This is a genomic window from Nocardia sp. NPDC055050 (genome assembly GCF_053608345.1).
The window spans coordinates 430363-447382 of record NZ_JBSGVG010000001.1; the positions used below are offsets into that span (position 1 = coordinate 430363).

The window sequence follows — 17020 nt, forward strand, 5'->3', positions numbered from 1 at the left end:
GATGTCGAATATGGATCTGGCTCTGAAGGACATGATGGTGATCGAGGGCGCGATCGGCGCCGCGATCGTCGACTACAGCAGTGGCATGGCCCTCGGAATGCTCAGCAGCACCAAGTCGCTCGACCTGCAGGTCGCCGCGGCGGGCAACACCGAGGTGGTGCGGGCGAAGATGCGCACCATCGAGCAGCTCGGGCTCAACGAGGAGATCGAGGACATCCTCATCACCCTGGGCACGCAATACCACCTGATCCGCCCGATGACGGGGCGCAAGTCCAAAGGGCTGTTCCTCTACCTCGCCCTCGATCGCGGCCGGGCCAATCTGGCGCTGGCGCGGCACAAGCTCAAGGGCATCGAAGAAGACCTGGAGGTGTGAGTTTCGCGAACGGGGGGCGTGTCGGCGGTGACGTGCCGCCGACATTCCGTCATCGGCGGGGTGAACCCTGCGCGATCAGTCGGTGCGACCCATCACAAGATCGAGAGGTTGTGTGGCATGGGATGGCTCGTACGCCTATTGTGATTCGCGGCGAGGTCTGGGGCCACAACGTCAGTAATCGGGGTTGCTCTCACATCGACGAGCAAGGGTGAACTGGAGCGGTATGCAGTTGAAGAAGGTTGTCGCGGCTCTGGGAGCGTCCGCGGCGATGATGTCCGGAATTGTTGTCGGCAGCACGAGCGCGAGCGCGGCGCCCGCCTGCCCGAGTCTTTATGTCGTCGCCATTCCCGGCACCTGGGAAACCGGCCACGAGAAGGCCCCCGGCCCCGGCATGCTCGCCGGCGTCACCAACGGCCTACCGAGAAACACCGACGTCGACTACGTCACCTATGCCGCGACCGCGTTCCCCTGGGAGGGCGATGTCTACGGCAACTCCAAGAAGCAGGCGGTCGACGCCGCCCGCGGGTTGATCAGCGAGAAGCTGGCCTCCTGCGGCAACACCAAGGCCGCGATCGTCGGCTACAGCCAGGGTGCCGACGCCGCAGGCGATCTGGCCGCCGAGATCGGTACGGGTATCAGCCCGATCCCGCAGGACCGGGTCGCCGCTGTCGGCCTCATCTCCGATCCTCGTCGTTCGCCGACCGATATCCAGGTCGGCCCGCACGCCGCGGGCGCCGGTGCCGGTGGCGCTCGGCCGGGTGGCTTCGGTTGGCTGAGCGACCGCACCCGCACGATCTGCGCGGTCGACGATCTGTACTGCGCGACCGCTACCGACGACTTCGTGACGCGGTTCGCCGGCTTCCTCGCACAGAGCTCGGACGCGAACCCGGCCAACCTGTGGCGCTACCAGCTCGAGGCCGGAGCGATCGTGAGCGACCTGATGTCGTTCGGCGGCATCCCGACGCTGGGGGCGCAGCTGACGGACGCGGCCAACCAGAAGCGGGCCAAGGACCTGGAGCAGTTCTACCGTTCGCAGGCGCACACGCTGTACGGCAGTTACTCGGTGGGTGGCGGGCAGACCGCCATCAGCTGGATGCACAACTGGATCGCTCAGGCGGCCTGAGCCGTTCGCGCAGAGCCCGGTATCGCTTCGGCGGTGCCGGGCTCTTTCGTGGATCTAGGGCGTGGTTCGGGACAGGTACCTGGGGAGCAGGTTCCAGACGTGGGCGTTCTCGTTGATGGTGGCGGCGGTGCGGGTGCCGGTGCGGGAGTAGAGGATTCGGGTGATCGAGCAGTAGTCGATCGGGAAGGTGAGGGGGCGGGGGAGGGCCAGGATGTCGGCCAGGAGGACGTTGATGACGCCACCGTGGGCGAAGGCTACGACGGTGTCGCCGGGAGCTGTGGTGGCGACCAGGGTTTCGACGGCGGTGAGGACTCGCGTGGTGAAGGCGGGGCCGTCGATCTGGTCGGGGAGATGGCCCGCCTTGATGCGGGCGTAGGCGTCGGCGAATTCGGTTTTCGCGTCTTCGATCGGAATGTAGGCGGGCAGGTCGCGGTCGTACTCGGCGAGGTCGTCGATGACGTCGACCGGCAGGTCGCGGGCGGTCGCGGTGGGGAGCGCGGTGTCGCGGGCGCGGCGCTGGGGGCTGCTGACGATGCGAGCGATCTCGTGGGGTGCGAGCGCGGCGGGGACGCGGTCGGCTTGGAGCTTGCCGATGTCGGTGAGGCCGGGGTCGGCGGCGGTGGTGTCGCCGACTACGCGTTCGGGTTGGGCATGACGCACGAGTATCAGCTGCACGGTCAACACTCTGCCCTATCCGCCGGATACCAGGGCTCGGGGCCACCCACAGCCGAAACGGACTCGCGGGGATGCCTCGTCATCGACCGAGGGTATCGCCGCGAGTCCTCCGGCTAGGTCAGGACTGGCCGTAGGGCGGCTGGCCGTAAGGCGGCTGACCACCCTGCGGGCCGTTGTACGGCGGCTGACCACCGTTGTACGGCGGCTGGTCGCCCTTCTTCTTGTTCTTGAGCAGGAAGATGCCGCCGACGATGAGCACCACGATGATCAGGCAGCAGATGCCGCCGATGATCAGGCCGGAGCTGTTCTTCTTTTTCTTCTTGGCCGCGAGTTCCAGCGCGGTGTTGACTGCGTCCGAGCTCGCCAGGGTGTCGAAACTGCTGGTGAACATGTGCGGATCGACGAGTGTGGCTGTGGTCAGCAAGTCCAGATACATGAAATCCCATCCCGATGTGTTGGTGGTCCGGCATCCTCCCGGTGCCGGAACTCCGAGAGTAACGGTCTCACTGTGGCTTTCGGTTCGAAAGCCTCGCAAGCGCCACACAGAGCATGTGTTGATCGCGAACGCGTCGCGATCCGTATACACCTGTACCCGATTTCACCGCGGTTTCACCAACGGGAACGGCAGCGTCTCACGGATGCTGCGCCCGGTGATCAACATGACCACCCGGTCGACGCCCATCCCGAGTCCGCCGGTGGGCGGCATCGCGTGTTCGAGCGCGGTCAGGAAGTCCTCGTCGAGTTCCATCGCCTCCGGATCGCCACCGGCGGCCAGCATCGACTGCTCGGTGAGCCTGCGCCGCTGGTCCACCGGGTCGGTGAGTTCGCTGTAGGCCGTGCCCAACTCGACGCCCCAGGCCACCAGGTCCCAGCGCTCGGCCACCCCCTCGATGCTGCGGTGCGAGCGGGTGAGCGGGGAGACCGAGGTGGGGAAGTCCAGGTAGAAGGTGGGGTAGGTGGTCTGCGACTCCACCAGGTGCTCGTACATCTCCAGCACCACTTGGCCCGCGTCCCAACCGTGTTGGTAGGCCACGCCCGCCTCGTCGCACAGCTCGCGCAGCCGGGCCAGCTCGGTCCGCGCGGTCACCTCGGCGCCGATCGCCTCGGAGACCGCGCCGTGCACGGTCTTCACCCGCCACTCGCCGGAGATGTCGACGGTGTCGAAGCCGCCGTCGTCGTTGGGCCGCAATGCCACCTCGGCACCGTTGGCGGCCATCGCCGCGTGCTGGATCAGCCTGCGGCACAGGTGCATCATCTGCTGGTAATCGCTGTGCGCCTCATAGGCTTCCAGGATCGTGAACTCGGGATTGTGGCTGAAGTCGACGCCTTCGTTGCGGAAGGTACGGCCGATCTCGAACACCTTCTCCATGCCACCGACGCACAGTCGTTTGAGGTAGAGCTCGGGGGCGATGCGCAGGTACAGGTCGAGGTCGTAGGCATTGATGTGGGTGCGGAACGGAGTGGCGTTGGCGCCGCCGTGCACCTGTTGCAGAATCGGCGTCTCCACCTCGAGAAAGCCCCAGACATAGAGCGAATCGCGCAGTGAGTGCAGGACCGCGCTGCGCTTGGCCATCACCTCGCGGGTCTCGGGGTTGATCGCCATGTCCACATAGCGTTGCCGGACCTTGGCTTCCTGATCGGCCAGCCCACGCCACTTGTCGGGCAGCGGATGCAGGCATTTGCCGTTCATCCGCCAGTCCTGCGCGAGCAGTGACAGCTCACCGTTGCGGCTGGCGCCGATCTGCCCGCTCACCTCGATGAGATCGCCCAGGTCGAAGAATTCGGTGAACTCGTTGCTGCGATCGGCGCCCACCCGTTCGCGATCGATCACCAGCTGGATCTCGCCGGTCCAATCGCGGACCAGCGCGAAGATCACGCCGCCGTAGTCGCGAATCCGCAAGAGCCTGCCCGCGATACGCACGGTGGTGCCCTTGGGGCAGCGTCTGGCCTCGGCGATGTCGTGGGTCGGCGGGTAGGCGACCGGATAGGCATCGATGCCCGAAGCCGTGAGCCGGTCGAGTTTGTCCAGGCGCACCCGCACCTGTTCGGGCCTGCGTGGACCCTGTTCGGCGTCGGCGCCCTCCGGTGCGTCCGGTGCGCTGCCGTCGGCGTGCAGGCCGGTGACCGTCGCGGGGACCGCCGCCGTCGTGCCGGTGTGCACGCCCGCGTCGGGCGCCTTGCCGATGCGCGGCAGGAATCCTTCGGCCAGCCCGCTCGCCGTGGCCACCCGCGGCAACTGCCTGCGTTCCTCGAACAGGAAGAACCGCGGCACCCAGCGCGGGTGGTATTTCACGTTCGACCGGTACAGGGCCTCGAGCTGCCACCAGCGCGAGAAGAACAGCAGCACCCCGCGCCAGGCCCGCAGGATCGGACCTGCGCCGATCCGGCCGCCTTCTTCGAACACCGATCGGAACACCGCGAAGTTCAGCGACACCTTGGTGATGCCGTACTGGTCGGAGTTCAGGGCGAGCTGCGAGATCATCAGCTCCATCACGCCGTTCGGGCTCTGCGGGTCGCGCCGCATCAGTTCCAGCGAGACGCCGGTGCGCCCCCACGGGACCAGCGAGAGCATGCCGTGCACGCGGTCGTCGTGGTCCACCGCTTCGACCAGCAGGCAGTCGCCGTCGAGTGGGTCGCCGAGGCGGCCCAGCGCCATCGAGAAGCCGCGTTCGGTCTCGGTATCGCGCCAGGCGTCGGCCCGCGCGACGATTTCGGCGAACTCGGTGGCGGGAATGTCGCGGTGCCTGCGGATCCGCACCTCGAGGCCGTTCTTGCGCAACCGGTTCGCGGCCTGACGCACCTGCTTCATCTCCGGGCCCGCCAGCGAGAACGTGCGGGTGTCGAGGATCGCCTCGTCACCCAGCCGCAGCGCCGACAGGCCCGCCTTGCGGTACGCGGTGGCGCCGAGTTCGCCGGCGCCCATCACCGCAGGCTGCCAGCCGAACCGGTCGGCCTGCTCGAGCCACGCCTGAATCGCCTGTGGCCACGCCTGTTTCGGGCCGATCGGATCGCCACTGGCCAGGCACACACCCAACTCGACGCGATAGGTGATCGCCGCCTTGCCGTTCGGCGCGAACACCACCGCCTTGTCGCGACGGGTCGCGAAGTAGCCGAGTGAGTCCTCGACATCGCTGCTCGCGAGCAGGCCGCGGATCGCCGACTCGTCCAGCGCGGTCATCGCGTTGTCGGCGCGCTGCGAGCGCAACAGCACGACCACCGCGGCCAGCAGCGCGATCGCGCCGAACAGGCCGAGCAGGAAGTTCACCCAGGCTCGCGGATGCCCGTCGAAATGCTCGTTGTTCACCAGTACGGCGGCGGTGACGCGATACACCGCCCACAGCGGACGCTGCACACCCGCGGGCAGCGAACCGGGGAACAGTTCGACCAGGCCCCAGCCGAGCAGGCAGCCGAGCGCGAGCCCGGACACCAGGACACCCAGCGCCTTCCACAGCGCGCCGGGCCGAACCCGGGTGTAGAACTCCTTGCGCGCGGCCACCAGTATCGCGATGACCACCACGTGCACGACGAAGGCGACCAGCGCGTCCACATCGTCGTCGGCGAAGAAGTCCAGGATGTTCGCCACCGCGTACAGCAGCAGGTACACGACCAGCAGCCACCAGGCGATCCGCTTGCGGGCCGCGGTCGCCCCCGCGAGCAAGCCGACGATCAACGCCCATACGAGGCTCGTGTCGGGGGCATCGAAATAGTAGGTGTCCACATAGTGCCGCGGCACCTGCGTGAGGATCCGCAGGCTGGGCGAAACACTCCACAAGAACAGCAGCACCGCGAACACACCGAGGACCAATCCGGCGATGTGCGGTACCTCGGACAACTTGCCGTGCGCGCGATGGGGCACCGGCGTGCGGTCCTCGACGATGGGGTGCTGCTCGGCCTGCGTGGAAGTCACCGATCCAGTGTGCGTCCAATCGAGCCGGAACCGGGTGGCGGTGGCTGCGGCGTGTTCGTCACCACCCGCAACGCCGGGGCCGGTGGTGACCGGTTTCGCGCGACGGGGTAAGTATTAGCGCATGTCGGAACCAGTTGATGTGCCGATCGATGACTCTGTCATCCGGCTCGGGCAATTCCTGAAACTGGCCAACCTGATCGATTCGGGTTCCGAGGCCAAGACGGTGATCGCGCAGGGCTTGGTGCGCGTGAACGATGAAGTGGAGCTACGCCGCGGCAGGCAACTCGAGATCGGCGACATCGTCGTCCTGGCCGGCAACAAAGTACGGGTGTCCGAGGGCTGACCCTCGAACACCCGCGTCGCCGTCAGTCTTCGGCGCGAACGACCACGCCGTCGGAGTCGCTGTAGAGCATCTCGCCCGGCACGAAGGTGATGCCGCCGAACTCGACGGGCACATCCTGCTCGCCGCTGCCGGTCTGGGTGCTCTTGCGCGGGTTGGTGCCCAGCGCCTTCACCCCGATGTCGAGGGTGCGCAGGATCGCGGAGTCGCGCACGGCGCCGTTGACGACCACGCCGGCCCAGCCGTTGTCCACGCCACGGCCGGCGATGATGTCGCCCACCAGCGCGGTGTGCACGCTCGCGCCGCCGTCGACAACGAGCACCTTGCCCTCGCCCGGCCCGCTCAGTGTCTGCTTGACCAGCAGGTTGTCCTGGAAGCAGCGGATCGTGGTGATCCGGCCCGAGAATTCGGCGCGGCCGCCGAACTGGATGAACTGCGTATCGCAGCTACGGATCTCGGGGCCGATCTCGTCGGCCAGATCGGCGGTGGCCACAACATTCGCTGATTCGGTCATGGATCAGATTGTGTCAGGCCCGCCCGGCCGCGCCATTCGTAGGCTCTCAGACCTGCTCGCTGTGTGATTTCTCGATCTCGCGAATGAGCGCGTCGGTGGTGTGCTGAACCGCGATCTTCACGAACGGCTCGATCGTCTTGCCGAGCATCTTGCCCGTGATGCCGCCGCCGACGGAGAAATCGATGTCCGCGTCCACGGTGCACGCGATCTCACCCTTGGGAATGAACCTGAAGGTGGCGACGATCTCGATGCCCTTGATCGACTTGGTGGCGATCAACCGGCCCTCTTCCCAGCCGACGACCTCGACGCGCGAGGTCAGCGACGCGGGGCCGAGCTTCATCTTCCCGTCGAACGTCGCGCCGAGGCCGTCGGTCTGCGCGGTGAGGGGTGTGAAGGATTCGATGCCGTACCAGAACTTCGGCAGATTGCGGTAGTCGTTCATGAACGCGAACGCCGCTTCGGCGGGCGCGGCGCAATCTTCGGCGATCCTCACTTCGGTCATAGCGGCCACTCTAATCGGTGGAATCGAGGCCGAACGGCACTCGACACCGAACGTGATCGAGGTGACTACCCGGTCACGGCCAGCGTCGCTGCCAGGCCGAATGCCACCGACATCACCAGTACCTCGGCCGCCGCGTTGCGCAGGGAGACCTCGGCGGTCACGCGGTGGTCGCCGGCCTTGGGGACCCAGGATCGACGCCACCACCAGCCCAGCGCGACGAGCACACCCAGGATGATGAGCTTGGCGAGCAGAATCCGTCCGTAGCCGCTGGTCAGCAGCGAGGTGACGCCGCCGAGGCGGACCAGGCCGTTGATCAGGCCGGTGAGCGCGACGACAACGACCAGGGGCGCGGCGAGCCTCGAGTAGTGCGGCAGCGTCGCGGCCCATTCGCCCCGGGTGCGCAGCACCAGGACCATCGCGAGCAGCAGGCCGAGCCACAAGGCGGCGGCGAGTGCGTGGACCGCGGCGAGTACCGAGCCGAACATCTGCTGGGACATGTGCCCGGTGATCGGCCGCAGCGACAGCGCGACCGCCGCGAACACGAGCACCAGATCCGCTGACGCGGTGTCGGGTCTGCGGAAGGCCAGCGCCGAGTAGCAGGCGATCGCGCCGGTGCAGAACAGGATCGCGATCCCGATCTGGCCGCCGCTGAGTCTGCCGAGGAAGGTGATGAAATCGCCCGCATCGAGCTGGGTCACGGGCACGCCGACGATCTCGGCGGCCTCACACACCAGCACGGTGAACTCGGCGGCGAACCAGATACCGGCCAGCGCGGCCAGCGGTCGCCAGGTGACCGTCAGCCGGTCGTTGAGCCGGGGCAGCGCGGCCAGGCCGAGCACCACCGCGCCCACGCCATCGGCGAGCACGCGCGCGAACGCCACCCACGCGAACCCGCCGGAGCTGCGCAGTATCCAGGCCAGCACCACCCCGAGCAGCGCGGCGACCACGACCGGCACCAGGACACGCCACTGGCGCAGCGCGGCACCGGGCACCCGGCGACCGGTCGTCATCGTCGACTACTTCTTGCGGCCGGACCGGCCGCCGAGCAACGCCACCGCGAGGCCGGCGCCGAACAGCACCACGCCGCCGGCGATGAACACCCACACGGGCACCCCGCCGTCGCCGCCGTCGTCGGCCGTGTCCGCACCCGGACGCGCGCCCGGCGTGCCGGTGCCCGCCTTGCTCAGCGTGAAAGTCCGCGTGCCGCTCACGGGATGACCGTCGGCCGAGGTGACCCGGAACGCGATCGTGTACTCGCCGACCGGCCCCAGCTCACCCAGTTCCACACTCACACTGCGTCCTTCGACCAGCGCCTTGCCCTTCGACCACAGCCTGCCATCCGGGCCGACCACGGTCAGCGACGGAAAGTTCTGCTGCAGTTCCTCATTGAAGGTGACGCTGGCCCGCGCCGGTCCGGCCTCGACGGTCGAACCGTTCTCGGGAACGCTGCTCACCGCGCCGGAATGCGCACTCGCCGTGCCTGCCGCCGCGAAGGCGCAGGCGAACAGCACCGCGAGCAGGCCGACGAGCATCTTGCGCATCACGACGACCGCCGGGAGCGCACGACCAGGCCGAGGCCGAGCGCGGCGGCGAACAGGCCGAGGGCCAGGCCGATGCCACCCATCCAGCGGGCGACGTCGTCGGTCTCCGACTGGGTCGATTCGCCGGAGGCGACTTGGTGATCGCCGCCCTCGGCGCCGCCCTTCGCGGTCAGCGTGATAACCGGCGCGGGGTGCTCGGGCTCGGCGCCGCCGGTGCTCAGCTGGTTCCAGGCCACGACCTTGCCGTCGCTGTAGGTCTGCTGGGTCGGGAAGTTCACGGTGTCCTGGGTCGGCAGCGGGCCGAGCGAGAGCACGAACCGCTGGAACTGGCCGGGTCCGACACCGGGATTACCCGGATCGGCGGACCACGCTACGGCTACCGTCTCGCCCTTGTCGTTGCGCTCGACCTTCGACGTCCAGCCCGGCATCGGCTCGGTCCGAACACTTTTCAGGTTCGGCACGGTGACGCGCAGCGCGGTGGTGGACGCGGTATCGGATTCGGTCGGCACCTTGAAGGTGGCGACGGTGTACTTGCCCTGGGCGGCGCCCGGAGCGTCGACGGTGACGTGTGCGGCCGCCGAACCGCAGGCAGCGAGGACCAGGCCCGCCGCGAGAGCGGCGGTGCCGGTGCCGCGGGTGATGAAGTTGTGCATGGAATGCCTTGTCGTCCGAAGAATTCAGAGGTGGTCGCGAATCAGGCGAACACCGGCGGTGCGCGCGGACATCGCGCACCCCTCGGACGCGTCCCGCGCGCGACGGCGAGCGGGCCGAACCAGCGAACGGTCGGGTGGGCAACAGCGAAGGGACTGCCGAGTACAGCCCGAATCACGCTCGACGCAACGAGGTACAGCCGCTCGGCGACGAGAATCAGTGCGGCACAGGCACACGCTGCCACCAGGTGCGCGGCGATCATCGGCAGGCTCGGCAGATGCAGTAGTCCGTGATGGTCGAGTGTCGCCGACAGCGCGAAGTGCCCGGCCCACTGACCACCGATCAACGCGGCGGCCGTGCGCATCGTCGCGGCATTCGCGAATCGGGCGGAGTGCCCGCGTGGCCCGGTGCCATGGGCGAACATCCCGGCGGTCAGCGAAACCAGCAGCAGCAGCGCGATTTCCGACGACCGCGGTACCCCGCCGCCGCCGATCCCGTGGGCGGCCACCGCCAGCCCGCCCACGAGTACGCCGCAGCCACCACCGCGCAAGCGGGAGGTGAGCTGCGGCGTTGTCACGGCAGGATCAGCGGACGCCGAGGCGGGCGAGCACGTCGTTCTCCAGCACGGACAGCTCGGCCGAGATCGACGCGTGCACGGCCTTGCGACGTGCGGCAGGCATCTGCTCGGCCGTGCGCACGGCCACGTTCAGATCGGCCATGCGCGAGCGGGCCGCTTCGACGAACTTCGTGGTGTCGGCATCGCCCGCCTTGTCGGCGGCGATCTTGTCGAGGGCTTCTTCGGTGTTGGTGATGCGGGCCTGCAGGCGCGCTCCGTGCCCGCTGAACTCGCTCAGCTGGTCCATGCCGATACCGAGCTGCTGGGCCTTGCGCGCGTCGAGCTGCCCGCGCACCATCGTCGCGCCGCGGTAGGCCAGCGGGGCGAGTACGGGGATCAGTACCCGGGCCACGCCGATGTACTTGCGGATCTGGCTCGCGCTGAACAGTTCGCGATCGGCCTTCGCGGCCGCCTTCTGCGCGGCCTTCTCCTCGGCCTGCAGGGTCGCGATCTGCGCCTTGGCCACCTTGTCGGCCGTGCGTGCCTGAGCCTTGGCCGCGCGCCGGGTGACGCGCTCGCCCGCCTTGGCCGCCTTGCGCTCGTTCTTGGCGCTCAGCTTCGCCTCCACCGCGGCTTTGTGCTTGAGTGCTTTCGCCTCAGCGCGTCGGCTCGGCCGCCGCTTCCGCTTGCTGAACAACCCCATGGGATCAGGCCCTCCGTCATGCTCGCCAAGTCATGAGGCAGGACCGCCTTCAAGCGGCCTGCCGTTCTTCGTAGCGTAGTGGGATGAGGGTAGCGATTGGGCATTGTGTCGGGGGTAAGGCCCATACTGCTTGCGTGCGTGCAGCCGAGGACGACTTCGACGGCGGGCCGGTGCGTAGCCCGGTCCCCGCTTCCGCTGCGGATTTCCGCATCGCCTTCCTGGACGCGCGTTCACTGATCGGATGCAGGCATCGCTTGCGCCTCGATGCCGAGAATCCGGGCGTGCTCGCCGAGGTGCGCGAGGATCCGGGCGTGCAGCAGCGGCGCGACGCCGCCACCGCCCATCGCACCAAGGTCCGCGACGAACTGGTCGCGGCCGCCCCCGCCGACTGGGTCGTGATCGACCCGGACCTGCGTGGCGCCGCCAAGGCCTCGGCGACGATGGCCGCCATCGAGGCGGGCGCCCCGCGCATCTGGGGCGGGCTGCTGCCCCAGGAAGCCGACACCGGGCGACGCGGCGGTGTCGAGATCCTGCTGCGCGACGACGATCGTGGCGGCTATATCCCGATCATCGTGGTCAACCACAAGGTCACCGACCCGCGCAGGCCCGACCCGGCCGATTTCCACCCACTGACCTCGGACCTGTTCCGCTGGCAGCCCCGCCGCGACAAGCACGTGAAACTGCGCCCGCAGCCGCGCGACCAGCAGCGCCTGGCCCACCTGTACCGCATGTTGCAGCGCTACGGAATGGCCAGCCCCGCCCTGATCGGCGGCGCGATCGGCCTGGTCAGCGACCGCATCCTGGTGCACGATCTGACGAACGTGCTGGCCGATTACGACCAGCGCTACGCCGACCGTATCGCGGTGGTGCGCGGCGAACTGCCGACCCAGCCGTCGAAGGTGCCCGAGTGCAGGCAGTGCCCGTGGTGGGTGCGCGGGCCCGACGCGCAGCGACCGGCGGGCCCGGAGGCGGTAGCGGAGCGTGACCACGCAGGGCCCTCGGGAGCGCAGCAGTCAGGCACAGCCGAGCCGAGTTGTGAGGCCACGCTGGCGCAGATGCGGGATGTGAGTCTGGTCGCGCCGGGTTCGCGGGCCGACGTGCTGCGCCTGCACGGGATCGAAACGGTCGACGAACTGGCCGCGTGGGAAGGCGACGATCCCGACGACTGGCAGCACGGGCCGTTCGCCGAAACCGTCGTCACCGCACGCGCCTGGATCGACGGCGCCCCGCTCGTGCGCCGGTTCGAGCAGGTCAGCGTGCGTCGCGCCGATGTGGAGATCGACGTCGACCTGGAGAGTTACCAGGAAGACGGCGCCTACCTGTGGGGCACCCTGCTCGACGACGTCTACCGCCCGTTCGTCACCTGGGATCCGCTGCCCACCGAGGACGAGGGCCGCTCGTTCGGCGAGTTCTGGACCTGGCTGATGGAGCGGCGCGCCGAAGCCCACGCCCAGGGCAAAACCTTCGCGGCCTACTGCTATTCGCGAACCGCCGAGGACAAGTGGCTCTACGAATCGGCCCGCCGGTTCGCCGGCCGCCCCGGCGTGCCTACCCACGAGGAAGTGCGCGCGTTCGTCGACTCCAAGGAATGGGTCGACATGTTCCAGGCCGTCACCGAGCAGTTCATCTGCCCGAACGGCAAGGGGCTCAAGAAGATCGCGCCGGTCGCCGGGTTCGGCTGGCGTGATCCGGAAGCGGGCGGCGAGGCATCGATGGGCTGGTACCGCCGGGCCGTCGGTTACGACGACGACATCGACATGTCGCAGCGCACCCGCCTGTTCGTCTACAACGAAGACGATGTCCGCGCCACCCAGGTGCTGCGCGATTGGATGTCGAAGCGGGCCGTAGCCGAGGTTCCCTCACTGGCCGATTTCGGACGGTAATAACATCGGGGGCGTGACTGAGCAGCACGTCGAAACCCTCGAGTTCCAGGCCGAAACCCACCAGCTCCTCGAGCTGATGATCCACTCGGTCTACTCCAACAAAGACACTTTCCTGCGGGAGCTGATCTCGAACGCTTCCGATGCGCTGGACAAGCTCAAACTTGCCGCTTACCAGGACAAAGACCTGGGCGCAGACACCTCCGACCTGCACATCGAGCTGGAGGTCGACCAGGACAAGCGAGTCCTGACCGTCCGCGACAACGGCATCGGCATGTCCCGCGCCGAAGTGATCGACCTGATCGGCACCCTCGCCAAATCCGGCACCGCCGACCTGCGCCGCAAGCTCACCGAGGCGAAGTCCGACGCCGCCGCCGAGGAGCTGATCGGCCAGTTCGGCATCGGCTTCTACTCCACGTTCATGGTCGCCGACAAGGTCGTCCTCACCACCCGCAAGGCGGGCGAGACCGAAGGCACCCGCTGGGAAGCCGCCGCGGGCAGCTCCACCTACTCCATCGACACCGTCGCCGACGCACCGCAGGGCACCTCGGTGACCCTCGAGCTCAAGCCCGCCGACGAAGACGATCACCTCTTCGATTACACGCAGGAATGGAAGCTGCGCGAGATCGTCCGCAAGTACTCCGACTTCATCGCCTGGCCGATCCGCATGCAGGTCGAGCGCACGGTGACCGAAGGGGAAGGCGAGGACAAGGTCGAGAAGACCGTCGTCGAGGACCAGATCCTCAACTCGCAGAAGGCGTTGTGGACGCGACCGCGCAGCGAGGTGAGCGACGAGGAGTACAAGGAGTTCTACCACCACGTCAGCCATGCCTGGGACGAGCCGCTCGAGATCATCCCGATGAAGGCCGAAGGCACCTTCGAATACCAAGCGTTGCTGTTCGTTCCGTCGATCGCGCCGTTCGACCTGTTCACCCGTGAGCACAAGCGCGGTGTGCAGCTCTACGTGCGTCGCGTGTTCATCATGGACAACTGCGAAGAACTGATGCCGGAGTACCTGCGTTTCGTCAAGGGCGTCGTGGACGCCCAGGACCTCTCGCTCAATGTCTCGCGCGAGATCCTGCAGCAGGACCGCCAGATCCAGATGATCCGCAAGCGCCTGGTGAAGAAGGTGCTGTCCACGGTCAAGGACATGCAGGGCGCCGAGGACCAGACCAAGTACCAGACGTTCTGGGCGCAGTTCGGCCGAGTCCTCAAGGAGGGTTTGCTCTCCGATACCGACAACCGCGAAACCCTGCTCACCGTCTCGTCTTTCGCCTCCACGGCCTCGGAGTCCGAGCTCACCACGCTCGCGCAGTACGTGGAGCGGATGAAGGACGGGCAGGACTCGATCTACTACATGACCGGCGAAAGCCGTGCGCAGGTGGAGAATTCGCCGCATCTGGAAGCCTTCACGGCCAAGGGTCGCGAGGTGCTGATCCTCACCGATCCGGTCGACGAGATGTGGGTCGGTTCGGTGCCGGAATTCCAGGGCAAGACCTTCCAGTCCATCGCCAAGGGCGAGGTCGACCTGGAAACCGAGGACGAGAAGAAGGAAACCGAAGCCCTGCGCGAACAGCAGGACAAGGACTTCGGCGACTTGCTCACCTGGCTCGGCGGCACGCTCACCGACGTCGCCAAGGAAGTCCGCCTCACCAACCGTCTCACCACCTCGCCCGCCTGCCTGGTCGGTGACGTCTACGACTTCACCCCCATGCTCGAGCGCATGTACCGGGCCTCGGGCCAGGCCCTGCCGGAGTCCAAGCGCATCCTCGAGCTCAACCCGGCCCACCCCCTGGTGACGGGCCTGCGCGATGCCTACGACGCCCGCAAGTCCGACGCGGACGAAGGCAAGGTCCCCGAGCTCGCCGAAACCGCCGAGCTCCTCTACGGCACAGCGGTTCTCGCCGAGGGCGGCGAACTCAAGGACCCCGCCCGCTTCGCCCAGCTGCTGACCGAACGCCTGACCCGCACCGTCTGATCTGGAAATACTGAACTGCCCGCTGCCGTTTCGGTGGCGGGCAGTTTTGTTCACCGGCAATTCTGGTGCTGACTGGTCACATCGGGGTCACCATGGAGTGATGGTGGGGCACGAGATTCGTCGCGCAAGACCCGGCGACTACGACAGCATCATCGGCGTGGTCGACAACTGGTGGGGAAGAGCGGCCGTCCACAACCTTCCCCGCATGTTCCTCGACCACTTCCATCGCACCAGCCTGATCGCCTCCGATGACAACGGAATCTCCGGTTTCCTGGTGGGTTTCGGCTCACCCTCCGACCCCTACACGGCCTACATCCATTTCGTCGCCGTCCGCCCGGATGCTCGCAAAGCCGGCCTGGGCAGAACCCTCTACGAAGCGTTCTTCACCATCGCCCGCTCCGACAACCGCACCGTCGTCACCGCGATAACCTCGCCCGCCAATTACACCTCGATCGACTTCCACCGCAGCCTCGGTTTCGCGGTCGCCGGCCCCATCCCGGACTACAACGGTCCCGGCCGCGCCCTGATCACCTTCTCCCGCCCGGTATGAATGTTGTTATGTCAGAACAGTTGTCCTCCGATGTTCGTCCGTGGGACCTCGTCGCCGAGGGATATGCCGAGACCGGTGCGACCGTGCTCGCGCCCTTCGCCGCGCACGCACTCGAATACGTCACTCTCAGCTCGGAATCGGAGATCGTCGACATCGCGGCGGGTACCGGGTTGCTGAGCATCGCCGCCGCCGAGCTCGGTGCCCGAGTGCAGGCCATCGATCTCTCGCCGTCGATGATCGACCAGCTGGTCGCGGCGGCCGCCGACCACCCCACGGTCATCGCGCAGGTCGGCGACGGACAGGCCCTGCCCTACGAAGACAACCGATTCGACGCGGGCTTCTCCCTGTTCGGGCTGATGTTCTTCCCCGACCGGCCCGAGGGCTTCGCCGAGCTGTGCCGCGTCCTGCGCCCCGGTGCCACCGCGGTGGTCGCCGCCTGGGCGCCCGCGGCCGAATCCTCCCTCATGCGAGCGTTGTTCGGCGCATTGACCGCGGCGGACCCGACAGCCACACTCCCGCAACCGGATTCGCGCAGCCTCCAGAATCCCCGAGTGTTCGGCGCGGAGATGCGCGCGGCGGGCCTGCTCGACGTGCGGATCGAGCAGCACACCGCCGAGCTCTGCTACCCGGACGCCACCACCCTGTGGGAATCCCTGACCCGCAGCAGCGCGCCGCTGGCTGTCGTGAGAGACGAAGTGGGCGAGGAGGAATGGCAGCGCCGCAGCGAAGCGGCCATCGCCCACCTCACCGTCACCTACCGCCCGAACACCCCGCTGCGCACCACCGCCCTCTTCGGCATCGGTACCGCACCCTGAGACGCCGACGGCGCCCTGCCCGGGTGGGCAGAGCGCCGTGTGGGTGTGCCGCGTGACTAGCGCGGGGCCATGCGCAGCGCGCCGTCCATGCGGATGGTCTCGCCGTTGAGGTAGTCGTGGGAGGCGATGTACTCCACCAGCTGGGCGTACTCGTCCGGACGGCCGAGACGCGACGGGAACGGGACGCCTGCTTCGAGGCCCGCGCGGTACTCGGGGGTGACGCCGGCGAGCATCGGGGTGTCGATGATGCCGGGGGCGATGGTGTTGACGCGGATGCCGAACTGGGCGAGGTCGCGCGCGGCGGGGACGGTCATGCCGTGGACGCCGCCCTTGGACGCGGAGTAGGCGATCTGACCGACCTGGCCCTCGAAGGCCGCGACCGAGGCGGTGTTGATCACCACGCCGCGCTGGCCGTACTCGTCGACCGGCTCGGTCTTGGCGATGGCGTCGGCGGCCAGGCGCATCACGTTGAACGTGCCGAGCAGGTTCACGGTGATGACGGTGCGGAACAGCTCCAGGTCGTGCGGGCCGTTCTTGGACAGGATGCGACCCGCCCAGCCGACACCGGCACAGTTCACCACGATGCGCAGCGGCGCCGGGCCCTCGGTGATCTGGGCGATCGCCGCGGCGACCTCGTCACCGCTGGTCACGTCGGCCGCGATCAAGGTGACGCCCGCGGGCACGTTGTCGCCCGCGCGCTCGATGGACGCGGGTACATCCAGCCCGAACACAGTGGCGCCCGCGTCGGCGAGGCGCTTGGCGGTGGCGGCACCGAGACCGGACGCGCCTCCCGTAACGATGGCAGCGGAACCCGAAATCTCCACGACAAATCCTCCTGTATTGAATGGCGGCTTATTGTGCCGCTTGCCAATAGTGGCACCCTAGCGTGAACCGGGTGTGGTCTGGAACACG

General features: G+C 67.8%; 18 protein-coding genes. 7 read left to right on the forward strand and 11 right to left on the reverse strand.

Features of this window, described 5'->3' with window-relative positions; all coding sequences use genetic code 11:
- The first annotated feature begins 1 nt into the window (after position 1).
- Together ACWGCN_RS02260 and ACWGCN_RS02265 are read left to right on the forward strand one after the other, a co-directional pair.
- Positions 2 to 373: a hypothetical protein gene (locus ACWGCN_RS02260; RefSeq protein ID WP_378653460.1), complete on the forward strand. Its 372-nt coding sequence runs from the start codon at positions 2 to 4 to the stop codon at positions 371 to 373.
- A gap of 223 nt (positions 374 to 596) precedes the next feature.
- On the forward strand, positions 597 to 1496 hold the full coding sequence (locus ACWGCN_RS02265; RefSeq protein ID WP_378989549.1) for a cutinase family protein: 900 nt from the start codon (positions 597 to 599) through the stop codon (positions 1494 to 1496).
- A gap of 54 nt (positions 1497 to 1550) precedes the next feature.
- Here ACWGCN_RS02265 and ACWGCN_RS02270 read toward each other — a convergent pair whose 3' ends face one another.
- From ACWGCN_RS02270 to lysX, 3 genes are all read right to left on the reverse strand, one after another.
- A complete protein-coding gene (locus ACWGCN_RS02270) occupies positions 1551 to 2171 on the reverse strand; it encodes a histidine phosphatase family protein (RefSeq protein ID WP_378989412.1) in 621 nt (206 codons plus the stop codon).
- A 118-nt stretch (positions 2172 to 2289) separates the two neighbouring features.
- Entirely contained in the window at positions 2290 to 2607 is a 318-nt protein-coding gene (locus tag ACWGCN_RS02275) for a hypothetical protein (protein ID WP_378989413.1), read from the reverse strand.
- 162 nt (positions 2608 to 2769) lie between these two features.
- Entirely contained in the window at positions 2770 to 6078 is a 3309-nt protein-coding gene (gene lysX, locus ACWGCN_RS02280) for a bifunctional lysylphosphatidylglycerol synthetase/lysine--tRNA ligase LysX (RefSeq protein WP_378989414.1), read from the reverse strand.
- 121 nt (positions 6079 to 6199) lie between these two features.
- Here lysX and ACWGCN_RS02285 point away from each other — a divergent pair, with 121 nt between their 5' ends.
- Positions 6200 to 6421, forward strand: coding sequence for an RNA-binding S4 domain-containing protein (locus tag ACWGCN_RS02285; RefSeq protein ID WP_452458779.1), 222 nt, complete (start codon positions 6200 to 6202; stop codon positions 6419 to 6421).
- 22 nt (positions 6422 to 6443) lie between these two features.
- On the opposite strand, the gene rraA is transcribed toward ACWGCN_RS02285, so the two are convergent.
- From rraA to ACWGCN_RS02320, 7 genes are all read right to left on the reverse strand, one after another.
- A complete protein-coding gene (gene rraA, locus ACWGCN_RS02290) occupies positions 6444 to 6932 on the reverse strand; it encodes a ribonuclease E activity regulator RraA (protein WP_378989416.1) in 489 nt (162 codons plus the stop codon).
- 46 nt (positions 6933 to 6978) lie between these two features.
- Positions 6979 to 7434 (reverse strand): SRPBCC family protein, encoded by a 456-nt coding sequence (locus ACWGCN_RS02295; RefSeq protein WP_378989418.1) that lies wholly within the window; start codon positions 7432 to 7434, stop codon positions 6979 to 6981.
- A 65-nt stretch (positions 7435 to 7499) separates the two neighbouring features.
- Positions 7500 to 8444, reverse strand: a complete 945-nt coding sequence (locus ACWGCN_RS02300) for a CopD family protein (protein WP_452458778.1) — start codon at positions 8442 to 8444, stop codon at positions 7500 to 7502.
- A gap of 6 nt (positions 8445 to 8450) precedes the next feature.
- On the reverse strand, positions 8451 to 8975 hold the full coding sequence (locus tag ACWGCN_RS02305; protein ID WP_378989420.1) for a copper resistance CopC family protein: 525 nt from the start codon (positions 8973 to 8975) through the stop codon (positions 8451 to 8453).
- Complete coding sequence (locus ACWGCN_RS02310) at positions 8975 to 9628, reverse strand: YcnI family copper-binding membrane protein (RefSeq protein ID WP_379311968.1); 654 nt, start codon at positions 9626 to 9628, stop codon at positions 8975 to 8977. Before ACWGCN_RS02310 ends, ACWGCN_RS02305 begins: the two co-directional genes overlap by 1 nt.
- A 41-nt stretch (positions 9629 to 9669) precedes the next feature.
- The gene (locus tag ACWGCN_RS02315) at positions 9670 to 10203 is read right to left on the reverse strand and encodes a hypothetical protein (RefSeq protein ID WP_452458777.1); all 534 of its coding nucleotides are present in this window, start codon (positions 10201 to 10203) and stop codon (positions 9670 to 9672) included.
- Between the two features lie 7 nt (positions 10204 to 10210).
- Entirely contained in the window at positions 10211 to 10885 is a 675-nt protein-coding gene (locus tag ACWGCN_RS02320) for a DUF6474 family protein (protein WP_378653445.1), read from the reverse strand.
- A 170-nt stretch (positions 10886 to 11055) separates the two neighbouring features.
- Between ACWGCN_RS02320 and ACWGCN_RS02325 the strand changes: the two genes are divergently transcribed.
- The 4 genes from ACWGCN_RS02325 to ACWGCN_RS02340 all read left to right on the forward strand — a co-directional run bounded on the left by ACWGCN_RS02325 (position 11056) and on the right by ACWGCN_RS02340 (position 16108).
- Positions 11056 to 12768 (forward strand): TM0106 family RecB-like putative nuclease, encoded by a 1713-nt coding sequence (locus ACWGCN_RS02325; protein WP_452458790.1) that lies wholly within the window; start codon positions 11056 to 11058, stop codon positions 12766 to 12768.
- Between the two features lie 13 nt (positions 12769 to 12781).
- Positions 12782 to 14743: a molecular chaperone HtpG gene (gene htpG, locus ACWGCN_RS02330; protein ID WP_378989424.1), complete on the forward strand. Its 1962-nt coding sequence runs from the start codon at positions 12782 to 12784 to the stop codon at positions 14741 to 14743.
- Positions 14744 to 14843: 100 nt separating this feature from the next.
- Positions 14844 to 15293, forward strand: coding sequence for a GNAT family N-acetyltransferase (locus tag ACWGCN_RS02335; RefSeq protein WP_378989425.1), 450 nt, complete (start codon positions 14844 to 14846; stop codon positions 15291 to 15293).
- An 8-nt stretch (positions 15294 to 15301) separates the two neighbouring features.
- On the forward strand, positions 15302 to 16108 hold the full coding sequence (locus tag ACWGCN_RS02340; protein WP_387446004.1) for a class I SAM-dependent methyltransferase: 807 nt from the start codon (positions 15302 to 15304) through the stop codon (positions 16106 to 16108).
- Between the two features lie 56 nt (positions 16109 to 16164).
- Here the strand turns inward: ACWGCN_RS02340 and ACWGCN_RS02345 are convergent, their stop codons facing one another.
- Entirely contained in the window at positions 16165 to 16932 is a 768-nt protein-coding gene (locus ACWGCN_RS02345) for an SDR family NAD(P)-dependent oxidoreductase (protein ID WP_379222154.1), read from the reverse strand.
- Positions 16933 to 17020 lie beyond the last annotated feature (88 nt).